12 protein-coding genes and 5 pseudogenes are annotated in these 13,864 nt (G+C 70.5%); 4 read left to right on the plus strand and 13 right to left on the minus strand.

Annotated elements, in window-relative coordinates; translation table 11 throughout:
* Positions 1-4 precede the first annotated feature (4 nt).
* From ACYVMZ_RS37070 to ACYVMZ_RS37080, 3 genes and pseudogenes are all read right to left on the minus strand, one after another.
* Positions 5-454: a DUF3618 domain-containing protein gene (locus ACYVMZ_RS37070; RefSeq protein ID WP_461087342.1), complete on the minus strand. Its 450-nt coding sequence runs from the start codon at positions 452-454 to the stop codon at positions 5-7.
* Positions 411-871 (minus strand): annotated as a pseudogene (locus ACYVMZ_RS37075) (phage holin family protein). Before ACYVMZ_RS37075 ends, ACYVMZ_RS37070 begins: the two are co-directional and overlap by 44 nt.
* Before the next feature lie 139 nt (positions 872-1,010).
* The gene (locus ACYVMZ_RS37080; RefSeq protein ID WP_389971237.1) at positions 1,011-1,280 is read right to left on the minus strand and encodes a hypothetical protein; all 270 of its coding nucleotides are present in this window, start codon (positions 1,278-1,280) and stop codon (positions 1,011-1,013) included.
* Between the two features lie 355 nt (positions 1,281-1,635).
* Here ACYVMZ_RS37080 and ACYVMZ_RS37085 point away from each other — a divergent pair.
* Both ACYVMZ_RS37085 and ACYVMZ_RS37090 read left to right on the plus strand, forming a co-directional pair.
* Positions 1,636-1,915, plus strand: a pseudogene (locus ACYVMZ_RS37085) (GvpL/GvpF family gas vesicle protein); the annotation flags it as partial.
* 411 nt (positions 1,916-2,326) lie between these two features.
* A complete protein-coding gene (locus tag ACYVMZ_RS37090) occupies positions 2,327-2,482 on the plus strand; it encodes a DUF6131 family protein (RefSeq protein ID WP_086173352.1) in 156 nt (51 codons plus the stop codon).
* A 159-nt stretch (positions 2,483-2,641) separates the two neighbouring features.
* On the opposite strand, the gene ACYVMZ_RS37095 is transcribed toward ACYVMZ_RS37090, so the two are convergent.
* The 3 genes and pseudogenes from ACYVMZ_RS37095 to ACYVMZ_RS37105 all read right to left on the minus strand — a co-directional run bounded on the left by ACYVMZ_RS37095 (position 2,642) and on the right by ACYVMZ_RS37105 (position 4,127).
* Positions 2,642-3,094: a phosphatase PAP2 family protein gene (locus tag ACYVMZ_RS37095; protein ID WP_461087345.1), complete on the minus strand. Its 453-nt coding sequence runs from the start codon at positions 3,092-3,094 to the stop codon at positions 2,642-2,644.
* A 217-nt stretch (positions 3,095-3,311) separates the two neighbouring features.
* A pseudogene (locus ACYVMZ_RS37100) lies at positions 3,312-3,483 on the minus strand (YhjD/YihY/BrkB family envelope integrity protein); the annotation flags it as partial.
* A 191-nt stretch (positions 3,484-3,674) separates the two neighbouring features.
* Complete coding sequence (locus ACYVMZ_RS37105; RefSeq protein WP_461087347.1) at positions 3,675-4,127, minus strand: Hsp20/alpha crystallin family protein; 453 nt, start codon at positions 4,125-4,127, stop codon at positions 3,675-3,677.
* Positions 4,128-4,248: 121 nt separating this feature from the next.
* Between ACYVMZ_RS37105 and ACYVMZ_RS37110 the strand changes: the two genes are divergently transcribed.
* Entirely contained in the window at positions 4,249-5,019 is a 771-nt protein-coding gene (locus ACYVMZ_RS37110) for a UbiA family prenyltransferase (protein ID WP_461087349.1), read from the plus strand.
* A 215-nt stretch (positions 5,020-5,234) separates the two neighbouring features.
* Here the strand turns inward: ACYVMZ_RS37110 and glpK are convergent, their stop codons facing one another.
* Both glpK and ACYVMZ_RS37120 read right to left on the minus strand, forming a co-directional pair.
* The gene (gene glpK / locus ACYVMZ_RS37115; protein WP_461087351.1) at positions 5,235-6,749 is read right to left on the minus strand and encodes a glycerol kinase GlpK; all 1,515 of its coding nucleotides are present in this window, start codon (positions 6,747-6,749) and stop codon (positions 5,235-5,237) included.
* Positions 6,750-6,789: 40 nt separating this feature from the next.
* The gene (locus tag ACYVMZ_RS37120; protein ID WP_461087353.1) at positions 6,790-7,557 is read right to left on the minus strand and encodes an IclR family transcriptional regulator; all 768 of its coding nucleotides are present in this window, start codon (positions 7,555-7,557) and stop codon (positions 6,790-6,792) included.
* Between the two features lie 197 nt (positions 7,558-7,754).
* Between ACYVMZ_RS37120 and ACYVMZ_RS37125 the strand changes: the two genes are divergently transcribed.
* Positions 7,755-8,180 (plus strand): ATP-binding protein, encoded by a 426-nt coding sequence (locus ACYVMZ_RS37125; protein WP_461087355.1) that lies wholly within the window; start codon positions 7,755-7,757, stop codon positions 8,178-8,180.
* 330 nt (positions 8,181-8,510) lie between these two features.
* Here ACYVMZ_RS37125 and ACYVMZ_RS37130 read toward each other — a convergent pair.
* The 5 genes and pseudogenes from ACYVMZ_RS37130 to ACYVMZ_RS37150 all read right to left on the minus strand — a co-directional run.
* Positions 8,511-9,677 (minus strand): annotated as a pseudogene (locus ACYVMZ_RS37130) (PP2C family protein-serine/threonine phosphatase); the annotation flags it as partial.
* Positions 9,678-9,774: 97 nt separating this feature from the next.
* Positions 9,775-10,533 carry an IclR family transcriptional regulator gene (locus ACYVMZ_RS37135; RefSeq protein ID WP_461087357.1) on the minus strand — a complete coding sequence of 253 codons (759 nt, stop codon included), beginning with the start codon at positions 10,531-10,533 and terminating at the stop codon, positions 9,775-9,777.
* A 751-nt stretch (positions 10,534-11,284) separates the two neighbouring features.
* On the minus strand, positions 11,285-11,425 hold the full coding sequence (locus ACYVMZ_RS37140) for a hypothetical protein (RefSeq protein ID WP_461087359.1): 141 nt from the start codon (positions 11,423-11,425) through the stop codon (positions 11,285-11,287).
* Between the two features lie 288 nt (positions 11,426-11,713).
* Positions 11,714-11,809: pseudogene (locus ACYVMZ_RS37145) on the minus strand (IS5/IS1182 family transposase); the annotation flags it as partial.
* Between the two features lie 19 nt (positions 11,810-11,828).
* Positions 11,829-13,864, minus strand: a 2,036-nt coding sequence (locus ACYVMZ_RS37150; RefSeq protein WP_461087361.1) for a glycosyltransferase family 2 protein, incomplete at its 5' end; no start/stop codon positions are given.

A 13,864-nucleotide genomic window follows, 5' to 3' on the forward strand; every position in this document is an offset into this window, starting at 1 on the left:
CCGCTCACCCCTTCCTGCGGCGGCATGCCAGCCACACCAGGGCGGCGCCCGCGGCCGCCGCGAGCAGCAGGGTGCGGTTGTCCCGCGCTGCCTGTGCCCCCTGGGCTGCCCTTTGACGGACCGGTTCGGGTGCCTTCTCCTGGAGCAGGTGACCGGCCTGGGCGGCCTTGGTCCGGGCCTGCCCGGCGGCCTGAGCGGCCTTGTCCTTCACCGGATCGGGAAGCTTGTCCGGCACCCGGGATGTGGTCTCGGCGGCCTTGGCCTTCAGCTCCCCGGCCTTGACGGCGGCCTGCCGCCTGACCTCGGCGGCCTTCTCCTGGGCGCGGGCCTTGACGTCGGTCTTGGCCGCCAGCGCCTCGACCGTCTGCCCGAGCTCTTCGCGGGTCTGCTCGACCTGCTCGCGCAGCTCCTCAGGGCTGGAAGCGGTGGGCTCGTCGTGGGGCGGCTGGGTCATCGCTGTGCACTCTCCTGATCTCGGCCACGTCGGCCTTGACGCTGCCGATCGTCTGCTCGGGCGTGGGCGGTGCGGCCTGGTCGACCTGCTTCTTCCCGCTCAGGGCCATCACCGCGGCGATCACACCCAGCACCGCGGTGACGATCAAGGCGGCGGCCATACCGGCAGCGGCACCGCCAGCACGGCGATCGCGGTGGCCACCAGCGCCTGCAGCATCAGGAAGCCAACTACCCCGGCGTCGCCGAACAGTCCGCCGCCTTTGCCGTAGCCCTTGCCCTTCATCTCCGCCTGCGCCAGCCTCAGCTCGCTGCGCAGCAGCTCCGTCAGCTGCTGCGACGCCCCCTGCACCAGTTCGCTCACCGGCTCGGTGCCGGTACTGTGTGTACTGCCGTCGGAGCAGGCAGGGGGTGACTGCATGGTCGACACGACGATCACCTCCGGGGCGTGGCAAGCCGCCCGCGGTTACCCCGCGGCCGGTCCCGATGCGGTCGATTCCGTGCATCAGGCCCAGCCGCGCCGATCTGTCGTCGTGGCGTGTGCGGTGGGCTGCTGGGTGTCAGCTGCCGGCGGGCGTCACGCCGAACATCAGGGTGTGGCGTGGGACGTCGTATTGGACTGTCTGATTGTGCTCCAGCAGATCCTTCAGGACGTCGGCGTCGTCAGCGTCGACCGTGAGGACTTCTTCCCCGGCGCCTTCGTCCAGGACCAGCTGCAGCGTGAAGGTGCCGCGCTGGCCGGGTTCTCCAGCCACCCAGCTGAACTGGTAGTGGTTGACTTGGCGAACTTTGATGGCGGCGTCTGTCAGGGGCTGCTCGACCTGTGTCATGAAGCCGACTCCTTTTCTGTTCCTGTTTCTGTTCCTGTGTCGATTGCCCGCGCCGTCCCGGCCGCCTGAAGTCCGCTGTCTGCGGGCAGCGTCTCGAGTCGCGGGGCTGGGTGTCCGGTAGGTGGCTGGACCCCTTTTGAAAGTCCGCCGAGCGGCAGCGCGCAGGCGAAGGCTCGGCTACCTGTCACGCCGGTCTTCGCCGACGCCTTCGGTTTCGATTCACCCTCTCTCTTCTCGCATTCGGCTCTCCATGCCCGGCTCACCACCCCAAAGGGTGTGAAACAGGAACAAGCATGTTGAATAGCGAAGCGACAAGTGCGTTCCGGAAACTGCTCTCACTCCCGGGCCGGACCACCAGGTCCGCGAGGCGGCCGACGCGGAGCTGCTTCAGCAGGCGCTGGAGCCGAGGGCCGAGGCAGTCAGCTCCGGGCCGCAGAGCACCGGCCGGCTGGCCAACCTCTCCTTCCTGGACCGCGCTTCAGCGGAGCAATTCCTGGCCCGGTCGAGGAATTCCGCCAGGAGCACCCGCATCTCGAGCTGGTGTCAACGGCCCGCTGCCGCCCTACAGCTTCGTCGACACCCCCGCGTCCCAGCAGGCCGAGGGCGGCACCGCTGAAGCGTTCGGAGCCGCAGCAGCCCAGCCGAACGCGTGGGGAGTCGCCAAGCCTCAGGAACGATCCCCGCAGCCGGGCTGGTGGCCACGGGGATCAGGAGGCAGTCCCATCTCTGCCGGATCAAGACAGTCATGCCGCCCGCGATTCCTGAGGCGGCCCGTCCTGTCACCACTTCGGGTTTCCCTCTCGCGCACAGGCACACAGCTCTCATGGCTCGGCTTTGCATCGATCACCCGGATCACATCGGCGATGACCGTCCGGATCGCGACAGCGGCGGTCTTCGCCATCCCCAGCCCAGGTGCTGAAACGGCAGAGCCCGCAGCCACCTGCAGCCGCCACGATCCGGTCCTGGAATACGTAGACACCGGCACTTCCCCAGCACGGTGCCGCAGTCCATAGTGAAAGCAGCACTACTACGCACCGGAGGCGGTCATGCTCCTCCTCGGCATCATCCTGCTGGTAGTCGGCTTCGTCACCGGCATATCGATCCTGTGGACGATCGGGATCATCCTCGCGGTCATCGGCGCGATCCTGTGGATCATGGGCTCCATGGGACACGCGGTCGCCGGCCGACGGCACTACTGGTAACGCTGCCTCAGCAGGCAGGACAGCACAGCCATGCGCGCATGCTGACGCACGAGCCTGCGTCTGGCCATGTGCCGGAACGCCACGCCCAGCAGCCGCGGGACAACGCCACCGACCGGGCATGACCCGCAGACCGCACGGCAGTGCGCCGGCAAAGAACCGCTAGAGCCAGTGGCGCAGGATCAGGTGCGGGGCGTGGCGGGTGAGCCAGGCGCTGGCCAGGCCGATGGCGGCGCCGGCGGCGACGTCGCTGGGGTAGTGGGCGCCGCTTTGCACGCGTTCGATGGCCACCATGGCGGCCGGCACCGTGCACACGGCGCCGGCCAGTGGCCACGCCGGGGCAACGGCGGCGGTGAAGGCGACAGCGGCGGCGGTGTGCCCGGAGGGGAAGGAGGAGGAGTCGGGACGGTCCTCGACCTCGTCGTGCGGGAACCACTGCTTCGGGGGCCGGGGACGGTCGGCCAGCTGCTTGCACACGCCGTTGGAGACCAGCTGCGCCACGGCGACAGCGGCCAGGCCCGCGGCGGCGGCCTTGCGGCCGCGCCAGCCGCCCAGCCAGGCCATCACGGCGGCCGCGCCGCACCACAGCTTGGTCCCCTCCGCCGTCTCCTCCACCGCTGACAGCGTCCGGTGAAGGCCGGGTGAGGAACTGGCAGCGAGCCGCTTGGTCAGACGCCGGTCTGTCTCACGGATCCCTGCCAGCAAGCTCATAGCCTGCGGGTGTCCCGTAGATCACCGGCCATGCCCGGCGCCAACGCCGACGCGGCGCTGCGGCGCGGTCAGTCTCGTCCAGGCGGCGCCGGTCCTCCTCGTCTCATTTCCGGGTGTCGCGTCATTTCCGGGTGTCGCGCGGCTGCGTGTACGGCTCGGCCTCCGGATGGCCCGCTGCCGTACGGTCCCGCGTCGAACTCCACACCCAGCAGGATCGCCAGGTCGGTGATCCACAGCCAGACCATGAAGACGATGACACCGGCCATCGTGCCGTAGGTCTTCTTGTACTCGCTTCCTCGGACGAGGCTCGTCAGGTGCGGGAGTACGAACAGCGCCACCGGCAATGCCAGGAGATCATCTCCGCCGCCGAGGCCCGCATGTCCGGCTGACGCAAGGGAACAAGCTGGACCTCAAAGCCGGGGCCGGCCCGACAAGGGGAGCCCGCCCCCGATGGGCGGGCTCGCCGGTGCGTACACGGGAGGGGTCAGCTGGTGATCTCGATGCGCCGGGGCTTGGCCTTCTCGGCCTTGGGGACGGTGACGGTGAGCACGCCGTCGGCGAGTTCGGCGGTGACGTGCTCTTCGTCGGTGTCCTGCGGCAGCGTCACCCGGTAGTCGAACTGGCCGGTGCGGCGGGTGCGGGTGCGCAGCACGCCGGTGCGTTCCTTCTCCTTGATCTCGCCGTGCACGGCCAGCTCGCCGGCGTTCAGCTCGACGGTGATGTCCTCCTTCTTCACCCCGGGCAGGTCGACCTCGAGGAGGTAGGCGTCTTGGGTCTCCTCCAGGTCGGCCAGCGGTGCCCACGCTTCACCGAGCAGGCCACCGCCGCCCGGAACGGCCGTCTGCCACAGCTGGCCCATCTGCTGGTACAGGTCGTTGAACTCGCGGAACGGGGCCCAGACCGTACCGGTCTTCCCGCGCCGCACGGGAAGCGTCATCTCCGATCATCCCTTCCGAAAGGCTCCTCGGCCGGTGGCACACCACGGCCGGATCACGTCCCGGAAGTCCCCTTGACCGGGACCTCCACTACCCATGATGGCCTGTCATCCGCTTCCGGCGGTGGCTGTCACCCTGATGACCACCGCGCTGGCCGCGACGGCTGGTCAGGACGTGAGCGGCTGCTGCCTGCTGGTGGCGGCGGCGGTGCTGGCGGGTCAGTTGTCGGTGGGCTGGTGCAACGACGCCATCGACGCCCGGCGCGACCGCGCCGCCGGGCGGTACGGCGAGCCGGTGGTGTCGGGTTCGGTGAGCGTGACGGCCGTATGGGCGGCGGCCTGGGTGGCCTTGGCGCTCGGCACCGCTGTCCCTGGCCTGCGGCGCGCCGGAAGCGTCCGCCTGGCCGGCGTTGCCGCCGCGTGGGCGTACCACGTGGGGGTGAAGGCGACGGCGCTGTCCTGGGTGCCGTACGCAGTGGGGTTCGCCGCTCTGCCCGCGTTGGTCGCGCTGGGCCTGCCGGGGAGCTCGTGGCCGGCCTGGTGGGTCATCACCTCCGGCGCGTTGCTCGGTGTGGGCGCGCATCGGGGCAATGTGCTGCCGGGCATCGGCTCCGACCTGGCCACCGGCGTGCGCGGCTGGCCGCAGCGGCTCGGCCCGGCAAGGGCGCGGTTGCTGATGCCGGTTCCGCTGGTGGCGGCGTCGGCCGTGCTCGCGCTGGGAGGGCCGGGCCCGGTCGGTGCCGCAGGCCTTCTCGGCCTGACGGCGGCCGTGCTCACCTCCGTCAGCGGTGCGCTCATCGGGCACCACCGGGACACAGCGCCGTTCGTCGCCTCGATCGTCGTGGCGGCCGTCGACGTGGCCGTGCACGTGGTGCGGGGCGCCGCGATCACCTGACGGCCCGTCCCGCACGCGAACTGGAGGGTCGCCGCCGCGAGCGTCCAGGACAGCACCCCGGAACTGCCCTGTTCGACAAGGTCGCTTCCGCTTCCGCTCACCCCACCCTCCGCGCACGCGGCCTTCGGCGGCTACGAGGGCTTCTGCCCAGCGCAGCGGAGATGGCGCCGCGTCGGGGCGTCACCCGCGGGGGCCCTCTGCGTGTCGGCCTCGTATCACGTAGCCCTCGGTGGTCTGATCCACCCCAGCGACCGCTCGACGGCTCGCTGCCAGTTGTCGTATTCCGACGCCCGCAGCTCGGGGTCCATGTCCGGCAGCCATTGGGCGGCCCGGTGCCAGTTGCGGCGCAGGACTTCCAGGTCCGGCCAGTAGCCGGAGGCGAGTCCGGCGGCGTAGGCGGCGCCGAGGGAGACCGTCTCGGCGACCATGGGCCGCACCACGGGCACGTCGAGTACGTCGGCCACGAACTGCATGAGCAGGTTGTCCGCGGTCATGCCGCCGTCCACCTTGAGCTGCTGCAGAGCGACCGAGGAGTCGGCGTTCATGGCGTCGACGACCTCGCGCGTCTGCCAGCCGGTGGCCTCCAGAACGGCTCGTGCCAGGTGTCCCTTGGTGATGTACGAGGTGAGGCCGACGATGACACCGCGTGCGTCGCTGCGCCAGCGGGGTGCGAACAGACCCGAGAAGGCGGGGACGATGTAGCAGCCGCCGTTGTCCTCGACGGTCCGCGCGAGGGTCTCGATCTCCGGGGCGCTGCTGATCAGCCCCAGACGGTCCCGGAACCACTGGACCAGCGAGCCGGTGACGGCGATCGAACCTTCCAGGGCGTAGACCGGGGGCTGGTCCCCGATCTTGTAGGCGACGGTCGTCAGGAGTCCGTGCCGGGACCGCACGACATCGGTACCGGTGTTGAGCAGCAGGAAGCTGCCCGTTCCGTACGTGCATTTCGCCTCGCCCGGGGAGAAGCAGGTCTGGCCGAACAAGGCGGCCTGCTGGTCACCGAGGGCGGCCGTGATGCGGACGCCCGGGAGGACCGAGCGGGCCTCGCCGTAGCTCTCGGCGGAGGACCGGATCTCGGGCAGCATGGGGCGGGGAACGCCGAAGAACGACAGCAGATCCTCGTCCCAGGCGAGCGTGCGGATGTTCATCAGCATGGTGCGGCTGGCGTTGGTGGCGTCGGTGACGTGCAGGCCGCCGTCCACGCCCCCGGTGAGGTTCCAGATCAGCCAGCTCTCCATCGTGCCGAACAGCACCTCGCCGTCCTTGGCGCGTTCCTCCAGCCCCTCCACATGGTCGAACAGCCAGCGGATGCGCAGCGCCGAGAAGTAGGTCGAGGGGCGCAGGCCGCACCGCTCGAGGAAGAACTCGTCTCCGGGCCGGCGTCCGAGGTCCTCGACGAGCGGTGCGGTGCGGGTGTCCTGCCAGACGATCGCCCTGCCCAGCGGGACACCCGTCCGCCGGTCCCAGAGCACCGTCGTCTCGCGCTGGTTGGCGAGGCCGAGGGCCGCGACCTCTCCTGCGCCGACGCCGGCACCGGCCAAGGCCTCGGGCACCACGCGCCGCAGATTGCGCCAGATCTCGACGGCGTCGTGCTCGACCCACCCGGGTCGGGGGAAGTGCTGCTGGTGCTCCCGCTGGGCGACGGACACCAGCCGCCCGTGGTGGTCGAACAGAATGCATCGGGTGGAGTTGGTGCCCTGATCGATGGACATCACATAACGTTCAACCATGATCGGGTCTGCCTTCCGATGAGTCGAGGAGGCGGTGGAGTCACCAGCGAGCCGCGCCCAGGTCTTTGGAGATCGCCCGTGCGGCATCCCGGAGCAGGGTGATCAGGCTCGGCCGGGGACGCCCTTGGCCGTCGCAGATTCGCTCGACCGGGCCGGACAGTCCGATGGCGCCCACCACGAGGCCGCCGTGCCCCCGGATCGGCGAGGCGACGCCCGCTTCGCCCATGCTCATTTCCTGGACCTCCGCGGCCCATCCGAGTTCCCGGACCTCGGTGAGCGCCCGGGTGAGTTGCTCCGGGGTGACCAGGGTGTGCCGGGTGTACGCCTCCAGCCCGGCTTCCAGGGCCGGCTCGAGGGGCGCGGTCCCGAAGGCCAGCAGGACCTTGCCGAGCGCGGAGGCGTGCAGCGGCAGCAGCGAGCCCACGTCCAGGGTCTGGAGCGTGTCGTCGGGCCGGAACACGTGGTGGACGACGAGGACCTTGCCTTCCAAGGGAGTGCCCAGGCGGACCGCTTCCCCGCTACGGGCGGCCAGGGCGTCGGCCCAGTTGATGGAGCGCGAGCGGAGCTCGTTGACGTCCAGATAGCTGGTGCCGAGGTGCAGCAGGGCGGCCCCGAGCTGGTACTTTCCGGTCGCCGCGTCCTGCTCCACGAAATCCACGTGCTGGAGCGTGCGCAGAATGCCGTGGGTGGTGCCCTTCGCCAGCCCGAGTGAGGCCGCCACCTCGCCGAGCCCGAGTCTGCGCGGCCCACCGGCGAGCAGACGCAAGATCGCCGCCGCCCGTTCGATCGACTGGACTGGGCCGGCCATGAGGCGAGCCTATTACCGCCAGGGAGGGTCCGCTGTACGTTCAGGCGGACTTTTCGCAAGAAATGCCCTTCGGCGTTCGGCAATGCCGACCGCCGTTCATTGACCGGCCCGGCTTCGCTCCCTAACGTTCACTGAGGCCCGGCTACGTGCGCTGAGGCCCGGCGTCCGGCCAGCAGCGCTCAACCGGAGGAGAGCAGATGACAGTACACCTCCCTGCGATGCTTCGGGAGGCAGTCGAACACGTCTGTCCGCTGCCGCCCGTCGCCGGGGCCGTCTCGGCCGTACGCCGACGTGTGGGGGTGGTCCTCGCCGACTGGAACGTGTCCCCGGAGATCATCGAGGACTCTCTCACGGTGGTCTCGGAGCTGCTCACCAACGCGATCGTCCATGCCCTGCCCCCCGCGGAGCTGCGGCTGTCATGGGCCCGGGGCGACGGACTCGGCACGCTGCGCGTCGAGGTCACCGACGCGGGACCCGCGCGTGCGGAGGGCCAGTCGCCGGAAGGGATCGACCCGGACGAGCACGGCCGGGGCGAACAGATCGTCCACGCGCTGGCGACTCGGCACGGCATCCGGGTCCACTCCGGCGGGGTCACGCGGTGGGCCGATCTCGTCACAGCATGAGGGGGCGTGGCTGTAGGCGAGCAGCGTGGCGCGTGGCAGGCGCATACACCTCCTGGCTGGTCAGGCCCGGCCCGGGCGGCGGGTACCGACGGCCGGTCCCCGGCGCTGGGAGCGGCGCTCCGATGTGAAGGCGGCGCGCGAGGCACCCGGGTCCGCCGCGCCTTCGGTCTCCTCGGCAGCCGGCCTTCCGCCGCCCACGCCCGCGTCGACGCCCGCCATACCCGCGTCCACACCCGTGCCCGCGCTCGCGGCAGAGGTCCGGGAGCGGGACGAGACGGACGGCGAGCCGCGACCGGCGTCGGACGCCGGTTCTTGGACGGCCGGTTCTTGGACCGCTGGTTCTTGGACCGCTGCTTCGGAACGGGCCGGTTTGCGCAGCAGGAGCAGCGCCGCGTCGTCGTGCAGTCGGCCGCCCACATGCGCCAGCAGTTCGTCGTGGAGCCCGGTGAGAGTGCGCGCCGGATCGTCGGACACGTGGCGGGCCAGCCCTTCGGCGAGCGGAAAGAACTCGCGGACGTGGTTGCGGGCCTCGGTGACCCCGTCGGTGTAGAGCAGCAGTTGGTCCCCGTCGGCGAAGGGCAGCACCTGGAGGCCGGGGGACTCGCCCGAGAGGGCGCGCAGCCCGAGGGGCGGGGCGGCATGGGTGGGCTCCACCGCCACGACGCCTCCGGATACTCGTACCAGCAGCGGCGGCGCGTGCCCGCAGTTGACCACTTCCCATGGCCCTGACTGCGGGTATCCGGCAACCACGGCGGTGACGAAGTCGTCGGCACAGAGGTTGCGCGCCAGGCTCCGCTCGATCCTGTCGACGACCGCGAGGAGATCGGGCTCGTCGTAGGCGGCCTCACGGAACACACCGAGGACAAGTGCGGCGGTCCCCACCGCAGGCAGCCCCTTGCCCCGCACATCACCGACGATCAGCCTGACCCCGTACGGGGTGGGCACCAGGGCGTAGAGATCCCCGCCGATACGAGCCTCCGCCGCCGCGGCGCTGTAGCGGACGGCCACCTGGAACGGGCCGACCGTCGCCGGTACGGGCTTCAGCAGCGCATGCTGGGCGGCCTCCGCGACGGAGCGGACGGCCGCGAGCACCCGCTCGCGACGCTCCCGCAGGGTGCTGGCCAGGCCACTCGCCAGCGTGACGGCCACTAGGGCGGACAGGACGACCGCCAGCTCCCGGCCCGGAACAGCGTCCCGGACTCCGAGCCCCGCACCCAGCACCACGGCGAGAAGACCGACACACAGGACTCCGCGCGGCCCGTTGGCGGTGGCAGCCAGCGCAGGCCCGACGGCAAGCAGGGGCAGCCAGATCATCCCCGCTCCGCCGAGGAGGTCCACGAGCACGACGACGAAGACGATCAGCACGGGCAGTACGGGCGTACCGGCGGCCACCTGTGCGGCGGCGCGTCTGCGGGCCGATGCCCCGGGACCGGCCACTCGGCTCCTGAACAGCCGCCTCGGCCAGTGGCTGCCATCGTGGTCTCGCGCCTGACTCATGTTGCGTCCGCAGTCCTCACCTGTGCACGGGGAATTACCGAAATATCCGTTTCGCCCAGGAAACGGGCTCGGCTCGGGCGTCACAAGGGCAGGATTTTCAGATAGTGAGCGAAAGGCTCCTGGTCACGCGATTCGCGGTCGGGATCAGCCTCGCCCGGATCTCCGGGAGCCGGGAGAGCCGGTCCGCCGGCAGCGAGACGCCGAGCGAGCCGAGCACGTCCCCGCTGTAGACCGGCACGGCGACGCAGACCGTTCCGACGGCGTACTCCTCCAGGTCCGTGACGGCCGGGGCCAGGGGTGAGGAGTCGAGTCGGCGGAGCAGTTCCGGAGGGCTGGTGACAGTCCGTGGCGTGAGGTCGGCGAGGTGGTGCCGGGAGAGGTAGTCCATACGGGAGCCGTCGTCCAGCTCCCGCAGCACGGACTTGCCCAGCGCGGTGGCGTGCCCCGCGTCCTCGAATCCCACCCAGAGGTCGACCCGGGGCGCCCGGGGACCGTCGACGATTTCGGCGACCCGGATCTCGCCCTCCTCGTAGAAGGTGAGATAGGTGGCCGTCGCCAGCTCGTCGCGCAGCGCGGCGAGCGTGGGGCGAACACGGCTGAGCAGCGCCTGCCCGCGGCCCGCGGTGTGCAGCGTCCGCAGCCGGTCGCCCAGGATGAACCCGCCGTCGTCCAGCTTCCGCAGGTATCCGTCGTGGACGAGCGTCCGCAGCAGGTGATAGGCGGTGGCCAGGGGCAGGCCCGTCTCACGCGCCAGCTGTTTCGCCGGCGCGCCGTTCTCGTGCGCGCTCACCGCCTCCAGCAGGCGGAAGGCTCGTTGCACGGACGTGATGAGCGTGGGGCCGTCGTGCGCACCCATGCGACCAGCGTGCGCCGGGCGCACGGCGCAGGCAAGACGCGCGCACGCGGGATGTCCTCAAGTCGCGAGGCCGCCGGTCGCCCCGGGTGATCGGCGTCTCCCGCACCACCATCCCCGAGGCACTGCGGGAGCCGGCGGCGGAAGGCCTGGTGAAGACCATCCCGCAGAAGGGCGCCGTCGTCGTGGTGCCCTCGCCGCAGGAGGCCCTGGAGCTATATGAGCTGCGCGCCGTCCTGAAGGCGCCGGCGGTGCGCGGTTCAACGATGTCGCGCCGGACGAGCAGGTGGCGCAGCTGCGTACGGCGTTCGAGCAGCTGGCCCAGGCCGAGCGGAGAGGGTGACACCCTGCGATCCTCCAGGCGAAGAACCAGCTCTACGACGTCCTGCTGCGGGGCTGCGGCAACCGCTCGGTCCACTCCACGCTCAGCAGCGTCCAGGCCCGCCTCGGCCTGCTGCGGGCCACCTCGCTCGTGCAGCCCGCGCACCGGACGCGGCGTGCAGGAACTGCGCACGATCGTCGAGGCCATCGAGCGCGCAATGGCGAGGCCGCCATGCGTGCCTGCAACCACCACATCGAGCAGGCGAAGCGGGCCGGGCTCGAAGGGCTGTCCGCTTCCAGCGGGCTGCCGTTCAGCGGCGCGACGCTCTGACGCGGACGGCCCCCGTCCCATGGGCTCAGGGTGCCGAGCGCAGCTGCTCGTGCCGTGTCGCCCGTGCCGCGCCACGAGAGGAAGCCGGTCCCTCTTCGTTCGTCACTCCCCGGCTTGTCCGGTGCTCATCCCGGGGGTGGGGCGCAGCCAGGCGGCGATCCATCCCGTCTGCATCACTGCGTCCAGGAGATATGTGGGCCGGATCCGTCCCTTGGGGACGTAGACCAGATCGACGGCCAGCAAGGTGAGGGCGGTGCCCAGGCCGATGCGGCGGGCATGAGGACGTCCTTGCGGGTCCGCGGCCGCCGCGAGTTGCGCGAGGCCGGCGGAGAGCAGCAGTCCACCCGTCGTCCTCTGCAGCCAGTCGTCGGCCTTGGGGCCCGAAGACCCACTCGAAGCTGCGCAGATGCAGCAGGGGCCACAGTCCCCCCACGACGTTGAAGGCGCCGTGCGCGACCGTGAGCGTGTCCGCAAGCTCCGCTGCTCTCGTCCTGCTCAAGGGACCTCCTGCGTAGGTCGGCTGAGTACCCGGTTCTTGAGCCGGTTGATCGTCCGCTCGATCTCACGCGGCGCCTCGAAGTCGGCGGGCCGACAGCCCTTGCTACCGCGTCGTGTGCGGTCATACCGCACCTCAACCCCGGCGGCCTCATTGGCTGCGGGCGAACCTGCGCGGGTTGAGCCGTCGGCGAAGTGCTGTCGCCAGTCTCACCGGAGCCACCCGCAGGACCAGACTTTGCTGGCGTCCAGCCGGGAGGGGCTTGGCGTAGTAGGGGCGGCCGAGCCGGGACGGGCGGAACCAGTAGGTGCCGGTCAGTCCGTCCAGGTGCGGGACGACGACCCTCTCCTTCGTCTCGTTCGCGTGGAGGGTGATCGTCCACTGGCCTGGCGGCAGCGTACGGACCGGGAGCCGGGCGGTGAAGCCGGTGCTGTTTCCGTCCGCTGTGCAGTGCACGGGCACCTCGTACGCCGAGCCGGATGCGTCTTCCGCGCGCAGGGTGATGGCTCCAGGGTGACGCGTGGCCTGGCCGGTCAGGCACCCACTGACGATCAGTCTGCCGCATGCGGACGCGTCCCAGACGGTCCTGGTGACATGGCACGCCTGAGTGAACTGGCTCTGCTCCGGCCGAACGTCCAGGGACAAGGTGTCGTCCGGGCTGAAGAAGGGCCGTACGACGGTGTGCCGGTGCCGGGACCTGCCGGCCACCGCTCGCTGAGCCGGGCTCGTCCTCGCGCCGTGCGCATCCCCAGGTGACTGCCGGAGTTTCACGGTCCGGCTGACCCCCTGCGCGCGTACGTCCAGGAAGAACTCCCAGACACCTGGATCCAACGGGTCGCCTCCGGCCACCGTGCCCAGGTCGACGGCGACGGAGAAGCCGGCCTTGTCATAGCTGCCCTCGCCGGGCAGGTCCTTGATGGTGCGAACGGCCACGGGCCGGCGGATGCCGGGGTGCGGGAAGTCGCGAGGGCGCAGGATCAGCTGAGTGCCGGGGTCGACGGTGGCGACGTGCTGGATGTAGGCGTGGCCGGCGAGACGGAGAACACCGCCGTCCCCCTCCCAGGCCGCTTCGGCCAGCTCGGTGTGGACCGGGAGCCGGCCTGTGGCGTCGAAGCAGTCGTCCGGGACTGCCCTGGCAGGGTCCCGGAAAAAGGGGTGGCACCAGTAGACGCGGCCCTTGTCGACCAGATGTCCGCGCCCGGCGTCCTCCTTCGCGCAACGGGCCACGGCCATCAGGTCGTCGTACCGGTCGGTGCGCAGGAGGTGGATCAGCAAGCGGTCGGGTGGGGAGAGCTGCTGGAAGACGCCCTCCGTCACGTAGGACAGTGCCCAGCGCCGGAACTCCGGGTAGAAACGCTCACGGGCCTCCTGTTCGCTTTCCTGCGGAAGCAGGGCGCGAAGGGGGCCGCAGAACTCCCATTCCACATGGCGGCGCATGATGCGGTCCCGCCGTGGGCCGGGTTCGACATAGCGGGCGACGGTCTCGAAACACAACCGGGTACCGTCCATGCGGTGGGTGAGGCCGGCGGCGGTGCGGGTGAGGTTGTTGCCGTTCTCCCGGTTGCGGACGTAGTAGCAGTCGTAGTCGGCCACTACGGAAATACCGTCGGCATTGAGGTAGGCGGCGGCCGTGAAGGGCTTGTCCTCGCAGTTGCGGTACGGCGGGAACCTGAGGTGGAGGCGCTCGATGAGCGAGCGGCGGAAAAGCTTCCAACAGCCCAGAGTGCGGTAGGCGTGGGACGAGAAGACATCGGTTCTGGGCTGGTTGTGCTGGAAGACGGCCGTGGGAACCGCCCGGCCACCCACCGACACCATCTTGCCGAGTACGACGTCGGTTCCGTTCTCGTCCGCCATCGCGACCATGCGGCGCAGCGCGTCCGGACCCAGGTAGTCGTCGGAGTCGAGGAAGAAGACGTAGTCCCCGCGGGCGATGTCCAAACCGGTGTTGCGGGGGCCTCCGGCTCCTCCGCTGTTGAGCTGGTGCACGACGCGCAGGGCAGGGCAGGTGCGCCCGAGCCTGTCCAGTTCCGGACCAGTGCCGTCGGTTGAGCCGTCGTCGACCGCGATGATCTCGATCTTGTCGAGCCCCAGCGTCTGCTCCATGGCGGACGTCACGCACCTGGTCAGCTCAGGCATGGAGTTGTGGGCGGGGATGATCACGCTGACACGGGGAGGATCCGTAGGGG

The sequence above is a fragment of the Streptomyces deserti genome (genome assembly GCF_054782695.1).